The sequence below is a fragment of the Candidatus Palauibacter australiensis genome (genome assembly GCA_026705295.1).
Classification (GTDB): domain Bacteria; phylum Gemmatimonadota; class Gemmatimonadetes; order Palauibacterales; family Palauibacteraceae; genus Palauibacter; species Palauibacter australiensis.
Genome location: JAPPBA010000096.1, coordinates 39,097 through 47,309, shown reverse-complemented (window position 1 = coordinate 47,309; position 8,213 = coordinate 39,097). Strand labels below are relative to the sequence as shown.

Here is an 8,213-nt window from a genome sequence, read left to right as displayed (position 1 = left end):
AGCTCGGAAACAGCAAGCTCCGGCTGTCGCGCTGGGCCGAGGGCTACGAGCGGGAGCAGGGCCGGATCAGGGTCGAGAGGCGGGTCAAGAACAACGAGCGGCGGCGGGCGGGCGAGGAGGTGCTTCGCCCCATATGGGACCGGCCGCGTCACTGGGCGCGATACCGCCGCGAGGGGATGCTTCCAAGGCGGGCGCGGCGGGCGAGGAAGCCGGTCGACGAGGAGCGCGTCGACATGGAGGCCTGGCGACGTGCCGAGGCCCAGGCTTGGGAGAAGGTCGAGGACGGGCGCTGGCTCGGGTTCTGGCGGCTGGAGACCCGAGCGCGGAAGGAATGGGCCGAGCTGCACAAGCGGCAGGAGGACAACCGACAGAGGCTCGACCGGGAGAGCCGCACACTGCGCGGCCGACTCCGGATCTGGCGGCTCGATCGCTCGCTGCGGGAACTGGTCGGAGCGGTCCGGGGCCGGGAGGATCTGGTCGAGGGCTGGCGCGAGGATCTCGACCGGTACCACAAGGGCGAGCGGGCCGCGCTGGGGAAAGCACACGGTGAAAGCGCCCGCCAGATCGAGCGGAAGGTGCGCGAGGGCTACCGAAGAGGGCTGCGGGACGCGGAGCGGTACGGACGGGCGTCGGGGGAGACGAAGGAGCGCGAAGGGGCATGGGGGCGGGAGCGCGGCCGGAGCGTGACCCGTATTCCGCCCCGGCAGCCCCGGCCCCGAGGCCCCGAGCGTGGCGGGGGAGGGTTCGAGCGATAACCCCTTGATGTTGGCATCAAGCCGGGTGTTTTCGAGGTCGACGGCGTTATATTGACTGATCGTTCTGACGCGAGGAGAGACGCCATGAAGACCCTGCCCGAGCGGATCGTGCGGCACCCCGCTCGACCGCAGAAGACATGCCGAGTTGGCCATTCGCCCCGCCCACCTCGGTGCGCAGGGAACGGTGAATCACGCGCCCTCGGTGCTGGCCCGCGACGCGCTTCCAGAGCCCTTGCGCGCGCGACCCCGTCCACGCCGTTGACGACGATGGTCCGCCGACCCCAACCAGCGGCTGAACCGGACCACGTAGAAGGGAGACTCACCAGCTGATTCACGAATCGTCTCAAGCTCTCTGGAAGGGTCCCGAGGCGCCGGTTGGTACCGGTGACTTCAACGAAGGCCTGTCCACTCTTGAGCTGGAGTTGGACTACCGCACTGGCGAGATGGATCTAGTCGGAGCCTTCTTTGTGCCTTGCCTTCGCCGCGCGACCAGGTATGATCGCGCCGTCGGTTTCTTCCGGTCCACCGTTTTCGAACTCGCTAGATCTGAGGTTCTGGATTTCGTCCGGCGTGGCGGCCGACTCCGCGTCGTATGCTGCCCTGATCTGACAGGAGAGGACATCGATGCATTGCGCGTGGGGTACCGTGAGCGGATTGACATAGCTCATGACCGACTGACGGTCCAGGTCGAAGAACTCCTGAGCCTGCGCGAGCTGCGTCCGCACGCCGAAGTCCTCGCGACGTTGGTCGCGGTCGGCGCTCTTGATCTGAAGGTCGCGATTCGACCCGTCGAGACGGGACACTATCACGAGAAACTAGGTGTGTTCCGAGATCAACACCGACGCATGGTGACGTTTCGCGGCTCTTCAAACGAGACATGGCAGGGTTGGCATAGGAGCGGAAACTTCGAGTCGTTCGAGGTTTTTTGTTCGTGGAAAGGCGGGACCGAAACTCACCGTGTAAGTAATCATGCTGGCTATTTTGAGCGGTTGTGGGTCGGATTGGTCACCGATCTCCAGGTCTTTGAGTTTCCCGATGCCGTCAAGCAGAGACTATTGACGGTTGCTCGTGGTGACGTTGCCGATCTAGAGCTGCCCCAACGCCGTCAAGGAGTATCCCGGACTCCGTTTCCACACCAAGCCGCCGCCCTCGACGAATGGGAACGACGGGGGTATCGCGGCATCCTCGAACACGCCACAGGGAGTGGAAAGACCTACACCGCTATCCTTGCTATCGAGCGCCATATCTCTCCTGCTGGCGTGGCCATCGTAGTGGTTCCCAGCCGAACACTGCAACGGCAATGGAGCAGGGAGTTACAGGAGTGCCTTCCCCAAGCTACAGTCCTTCGCGTTGGCGGAGGTCACGACTCGTGGCGCAACGCGGAGAGACTGGAGCGGTTCACGATGGCAAACGACGCCTTGGGCCCGCGGATTGTCCTAGCGACGCTGCAAACCGCGGCTAAGTCTGCTTTTCGACATCGCGTTCTTCCGCGAGACCGCCTACTTCTGGTGGTGGACGAAGTCCATCAAGCCGGCAGCACCAAGCATGCCGAGCTGCTCAATCTGGACGCGGATCGTCGCTTGGGGCTGAGTGCTACCCCACGCCGGTTTGGCGATCCCTTTGGCACGCAGCTTCTAATGGACTATTTCCAAGGTGTTGTCCCACCACCCTTCACTCTGTCGGACGCAATCAAGGCAGGTCGCCTTGTGCCGTATGAGTATTACCCCCACACAGTGTCATTGACCGATGACGAAGCAGCCCAATGGGCAGTTCTTACGACGCGCATCGCCCGAGCCATTGCCGGCGTCCCAACCTCGAACGGCGATACTCAGGTGCCGGAACACATCCGTCTCTTGCTGATCAAGCGGTCCCGTATCGGAAAGAAGGCGGTGGGGAAGATCCCCTTGGCCACGCAAGTACTGGTCGATCGTCTTGAGAGCGGCCAACGGTGGCTCGTCTACTGCGAAGACCTCGATCAGCTCACAAAGCTACGAGATGCCATAGCTGCGCACGGAATCCAGGCGGCGGAATACCACTACGCAATGGAAGGGGATCCGGAGGCCACCCTTGATTGGTTCTGCGCCGCGGGTGGTGTGCTGCTATCGGTGCGCTGCTTGGACGAGGGAGTTGATATCCCCGTCGCAACGCATGCGTTGATTCTTGCTTCGTCGCAGAATCCACGCCAATTTATTCAACGTCGAGGCCGCGTACTGAGAAGAGCACCTGACAAGTTCCATGCGGTCATCCATGACGCGCTCGTCGTGCCTCCGCCATTCACTGACGAAGATCAGCGGGCGTTGGCCCAAGCGGAACTTGCACGAGCGCTTGAGTTCGCACTCTCTGCCCGGAACCAGTCTGCGATCGTAGCTGCGAAGAGAATGGCCGCGCAGTGTAACGTCGATTTGGAATCAGTGGAGACAATTGAGCATGAGGAGGACGAGTGAGCCATCCTGAAGCGTTGCAGGTTCTGCTCGAATTGAACCGCCAATCAAAGCATCCTGTCAGTGAGGCATTGGTGCAATCGTGTTTCGCGATTGAGTATGACTCTCGGTTCTCAGACGATCGGACATCAGTCCACGACAGACTTCGCGAAGTGGTAGGCCAAGAACTGATGAGACAAAAAGACCGCGTGGCTAAAGGTACAGCCCAATGAGACTCCGCCGGTTGACTGTCACCAACTTTCTCCCGTTTTACGGCGAACAGACGTTGCGCTTCCCCGCCGATGGCGATCACAACGTCCTCGTGGTTTTCGGCGATAATATGCGAGGTAAGACTAGTTTGCTAAACGCGGTACGGTGGGTGTTTTACGGCGAGGTCCTCGATCGGAATCGCAAACCCCGCGCCTACTGCGATATTGCGAATATGGATTCCGCCGACGAGGGGAATCACGAGTTCGGAGTGACGGCGACGTTTGAGTACGACGGCGTGGACTATGAGCTAGGTCGGTCGATGCGATTGGCACCGGGCGTCAATCGACCTACGAAGAACCGTGATTATACACAGACTTTGTTCTTGCGACGGGGACCTACCGTGCTGCCTTTTGATGCGATCGAAGGCCAGTTGAGTCGGATCGCCCCAAGACAAACGGCCCGCTTCTTTCTGTTTGATGCCGAATTGCTCGCCGAGTACGAAGAGCTATTGATCGAAGATAGCGAGCAAGGGAACCGGATCCGGAACGCTGTTGAACAGGCACTAGGCGTACCGGCTCTCATTAACGGGCGGGACGATCTGACAGGCCTGAGTAAGGAGGCGTCGGCAGAACTTGCAAAGCTCGCCAAGCAGAGGAGCGGGCTAGAGGCACTGAGCAAGGAGTACGAGGTAGCGGATGCCGATTTGGACAGTCTGCGCCGTGATCAGCGGGCGTTAGAAAAACAGAAGGCGGAGCTACAGCAGGAAATCTCGGGATATGACCGGCGCTTGGAGCGTACAGCGCGAGCCGAAGAAGCAAAGAGGGATATCGACCGAGTGTCACAAGAGTTGAACGACTTGCAGGATCGCATGACAAGTCTGGAGCAAGAGCGGCTAGGACACGCAAGCGAGGCATGGCGGGAGATGCTAACCCCTCAATTGCAGAGGGAGATCGATCGATTACGACAGGAACGAGAAAAACTTCAGGCTGCATTGTCGGAACAGGGGGCTAGGCGGCACGAAGTGGAGCAGCTGAACAGCCTCTTAGATTCTGGCGTGTGCCCGATTTGCGTGCAGCCCGTATCCGAAGAGGGAGCGCGTAGCGTTGGAAAGAGACTAACTACCCTAAAGGAGCGTGAGGATGCCACCGAGGATGTCGCGAGTCACCTCGGCGTAGTGGGCTTGCGCATCAAGCAGCTTGGGACCGTGATTCATCGAGGTGCCAGGGAAGGACTGACTGCCGCAGCAGGCGAGCTCGGTGGTCTCGCGGTGCAACAGACGCGACTTGAGAACAGAAAGCAGGATCTCGAAGAGCAGATACGAGGAGTGGATACGCGTGAGATAGCGCGGGTACGCACGCTACGGGATCGACAGGTTAAACTCTTGGGCCAAGTGGAACAAAAGGTCAGGGAGGGAGCGGAAGCCATCAAGCACGCCCAGGTGGCGCAAAAAAGGCGTGCGGAGATCATAAGCCGCGGAGTGTCTGGTGGCCGCGAGGAGGACCGTGCCCGTCTCTATAGGATTTACGGTACGCTCGAATCTGTTTTTAGGAAAGGCGTCGACCGTCTCCGTGATCGCCTACGAGCTTCGGTAGAACGATCTGCCACCGAGGCATTTCTGGAACTCACTACGGATAAGTCGTTTGAGAAGCTAGAGATCAATGACGTATACGGATTGTCCATTGTAGACAGAAAAGGACGCAAGATACCGCAGAAGAGTGCCGGAGCCGAGCAAATCGTGGCACTAGCTCTGATTCACGGCCTGAATCGTACTGGGCAGCGGGCTGGCCCGATCTTGATGGATACTCCTTTGGGTAGACTGGATCCGCGACACCGCCACAACGTGCTCCAGTACCTACCCGTGATGGCGTCGCAAGTTGTGTTGCTGGTACATGAAGGCGAAGTGTCGAAAGAGGGCGGCCTTTCACCGGTTGCATCTCGTGTAGGGGCAAGATACGAAATTGAACGTATAACGTCGTCCAGATCAAGGATTCGAAAGCTGTGAGAGATACGTTGAAAGAACCAACCACGCTAAGCGTGAGCTTAGAAGCGGCGGAGACCTTGCGGCAACTCCAAGAGGCAGGACTGTTTCAAGATAAACTGGATGCCTATCGATTCGCTCTAGCGCTTGCGCTGGCGTCTGGAGAAGAGGGAGCTCGTGCCAAGGGCGAACGACAGACGATGTTCAACAGGGGAACCTTCGATCCGGACGATACGATCTATCAAGCAGTGTTGGCCCTCCGAACATCGACGACTGACGAGCCGGTGTACGAGACGTGTCAGCGCTTGGCGGAGTGGGGACTCGAGGAGTTGCGCCGACGCTTGGTGCAAGGACCGGTCCACCTAGCGGGCATCTTGAATGAAGTCATTGGTGCCGAGAAATGAGTTCCGTTGAGCAGCCTCGACGTCGAACGGCGATACGCGAGATCCTCGCGGCGGGGTTGGAACGATTGGACGAGCGCGATCGGATGGTCCTCGCAAAGCGGTTTCCGCGAGAGGGTGACGGGTCCACGCTGGAGGCGATAGCTCGCGATTTCGGCGTCAGCCGAGAGCGCATCCGACAGATTGTGGCAAGAGCCACTAGGCGAATCGGGGAGGCGAAGCATCTCCGTGTGACTCTACTCGCGAAACTCGGTGTGGCTTTGGCCGACCGACGGCAACCTGCCTTCCTGGAGATGTTGGACACTGAGGATCACTGGTTTCGCGGGATTGACGATAACCCGTCTCTCACCGGTCACCTGATCCGCACTTGGTCCGTCAACACGCTTCACGTATGGCGATGGGATGTCCGGCACATCGTTACTCGGTTGTCGGAACGACACTGGAAGGCTCTATGCCGGGAAAGCACGGACATAGTTGCCGGGTTCGGATCATCGCGGCTCACACGGCAAGACGTTAGCCTGCTCGTGAATGCGACGGCTCGCCAGAAGGGAGCTGGCGATCTCGCCCAAGACTTGGTCAGGATCGTTAACGAGTCTGCACAATACGGTTTCGATCCAGATTCCTCCGAGGAAGTTCTCTTAGGCTTGGGGCGTGACTATAGGACGATCCTTCGCGTAATACTCTTCGAGGCCCCCGCGCCGCTGGCGATGCCGGCCATCTGCGAAAGATATCGCGCACGAGTGGGCCTCAACGGGAGAAGCTTGAAGACCGTGACGAGTGGATTACGAAACGCTCTGCGACAACCCGACGTATATCAGTTTTCGCGACGCCGCTATGGTTCCCGAAGGCACTTCAATCTTACGCAGGTACAGGGCAGAGAGTTACGGCGAGCAGCCGAGGACCTACTCACAACGGACCCCAATCGCCAATGGCATTGTTCGGAGATAGTGCGGTCCCTGTCGGATCGCTTGAGATTCCCCCAAGACGGAATCGACGAATACACGGTGGAGGCCTTCTTGAGGGACTCCAAGAAGGTGATTTCACTGAACAGACTTGTATGGGCGATTCGTGGTTCGCCTGCGGCCGAACAGGAACGCCGCAACATCGAAGATCTCGCCGTCGAAGCGCTAGTACGAGCAGGTGCGCCCCTTTCAACGGGCAGACTTCGGAAGGCTATACGGGCGGTGCGGGGAGTCCGATCCACTCTACAAATCGTGCCGTCCAATCGCCTGATCGCATTGGGACGCGGACGATGGGGGTTGAGGGGGCGGGACGGTGATTCCAAGAACACGGAAGCGGATAGCGACCATGACACGTGATGAAATGTTAGAGCAAGAGCCGAGGGTGTTTTGCCACACGAAGCATGGCCGAATGGTACTTGGCGACTCCCTGCGGTATATGAAGTCACTAGCAGACAAGAGTTACGACTTGATCGTCACGAGTCCGCCGTTCGGGTTAGTGAGGAAGAAGGATTACGGAAACGAGGATGCCGACCGATACGTCGAATGGTTTGAGCCGTTTGGAAGGGAGTTCAAACGCCTACTTAAGGAGTCGGGCAGTCTAGTAGTAGATATTGGCGGGGCATGGAAGAAGGGACAACCAACGCGCAGCTTGTATCATTTCAAGCTGTTGGTGATGCTCTGCGAGGACGTGGGGTTTCACGTCGCCCAAGAGTTCTACTGGTGGAATCCGTCGCGTCTACCGACTCCTGCGGAGTGGGTCAACATCCGGAGGGTTCGCGTAAAAGATGCGGTTAATTCAGTGTACTGGTTGGCTCCAACGCCCTGGCCAAAAGCAACGAATCGAAGGGTGTTGGTGCCATACAGCGACAGTATGAAGTACTTGTTGAAGAACGGATACAGGGCGAAGCGCCGACCGTCAGGACATGATATCAGCACGAAGTTCGAGCGCGACAACGGAGCGGCAATTCCGCCAAACCTGATTGCTATCGCCAACAGCGCTAGTAACAGCTACTACCTAAGATACTGCCGAGAGCGAGGGATTAGGCCCCACCCGGCGCGATTTCCCGACGAACTTCCAGAGTTTTTTGTACGTATGCTGACCGATGAAGGTGACGCGGTCTTGGATCCCTTTGCTGGCAGTTGCGTGAGCGGAGCTGTGTGCGAACGGCTCAAGCGGAGATGGACGTGCGTTGAATCTATCGAGGAGTACCTGGAAGGGGCGAAGGGACGTTTCGAGGCAGGACAGACCGAACGGAGGAATGCGGAAGAGCAAAACAGAGTGAGCCATTACAAGGTCTCGCGACCGGATGCTCTCTGGGTTGGGACGCCAGCTGATCCATTGGTAGAGGACGGTGGGAGGAGGAGGAGTCCGAAAGATCCGCCGACGTCGCCGCCACCGGCTGGGGGAGAAGAAGACGGTTAGTCGCTCTGTCAGCAGTCCGAGCCGGTGCCCGACGTGGAGTCGGGGAGGAATTGGCCCCGCTGCG

General features: G+C 59.0%; 6 protein-coding genes. 5 read left to right on the top strand and 1 reads right to left on the bottom strand.

Annotated features, from left to right (window positions below):
- Nucleotides 1-755, top strand: a 755-nt coding sequence (locus OXN85_07475) for a hypothetical protein (GenBank protein MCY3599795.1), incomplete at its 5' end; no start/stop codon positions are given.
- 449 nt (nucleotides 756-1,204) lie between these two features.
- Here the strand turns inward: OXN85_07475 and OXN85_07470 are convergent.
- Nucleotides 1,205-1,558, bottom strand: coding sequence for a hypothetical protein (locus tag OXN85_07470; GenBank protein ID MCY3599794.1), 354 nt, complete (start codon nucleotides 1,556-1,558; stop codon nucleotides 1,205-1,207).
- 42 nt (nucleotides 1,559-1,600) lie between these two features.
- On the opposite strand from OXN85_07470, the gene OXN85_07465 reads away from it, so the two are divergent.
- From OXN85_07465 to OXN85_07450, 4 genes are all read left to right on the top strand, one after another.
- The gene (locus OXN85_07465) at nucleotides 1,601-3,199 is read left to right on the top strand and encodes a DEAD/DEAH box helicase family protein (GenBank protein ID MCY3599793.1); all 1,599 of its coding nucleotides are present in this window, start codon (nucleotides 1,601-1,603) and stop codon (nucleotides 3,197-3,199) included.
- 205 nt (nucleotides 3,200-3,404) lie between these two features.
- Nucleotides 3,405-5,387 (top strand): AAA family ATPase, encoded by a 1,983-nt coding sequence (locus tag OXN85_07460; GenBank protein MCY3599792.1) that lies wholly within the window; start codon nucleotides 3,405-3,407, stop codon nucleotides 5,385-5,387.
- Between the two features lie 8 nt (nucleotides 5,388-5,395).
- Nucleotides 5,396-5,767 carry a hypothetical protein gene (locus OXN85_07455; protein ID MCY3599791.1) on the top strand — a complete coding sequence of 124 codons (372 nt, stop codon included), beginning with the start codon at nucleotides 5,396-5,398 and terminating at the stop codon, nucleotides 5,765-5,767.
- A 1,368-nt stretch (nucleotides 5,768-7,135) separates the two neighbouring features.
- The gene (locus tag OXN85_07450; GenBank protein MCY3599790.1) at nucleotides 7,136-8,149 is read left to right on the top strand and encodes a site-specific DNA-methyltransferase; all 1,014 of its coding nucleotides are present in this window, start codon (nucleotides 7,136-7,138) and stop codon (nucleotides 8,147-8,149) included.
- The last annotated feature ends 64 nt before the right edge of the window (nucleotides 8,150-8,213 follow it).

Excerpts from the sequence above, each read along its gene's own strand:
- OXN85_07465 (MCY3599793.1), top strand. The coding sequence starts at position 1,601 with ATGGTGACGTTTCGCGGCTCTTCAAACGAGACATGGCAGGGTTGGCAT.
- OXN85_07460 (MCY3599792.1), top strand. The coding sequence starts at position 3,405 with ATGAGACTCCGCCGGTTGACTGTCACCAACTTTCTCCCGTTTTACGGC.
- OXN85_07450 (MCY3599790.1), top strand. The coding sequence starts at position 7,136 with ATGGTACTTGGCGACTCCCTGCGGTATATGAAGTCACTAGCAGACAAG.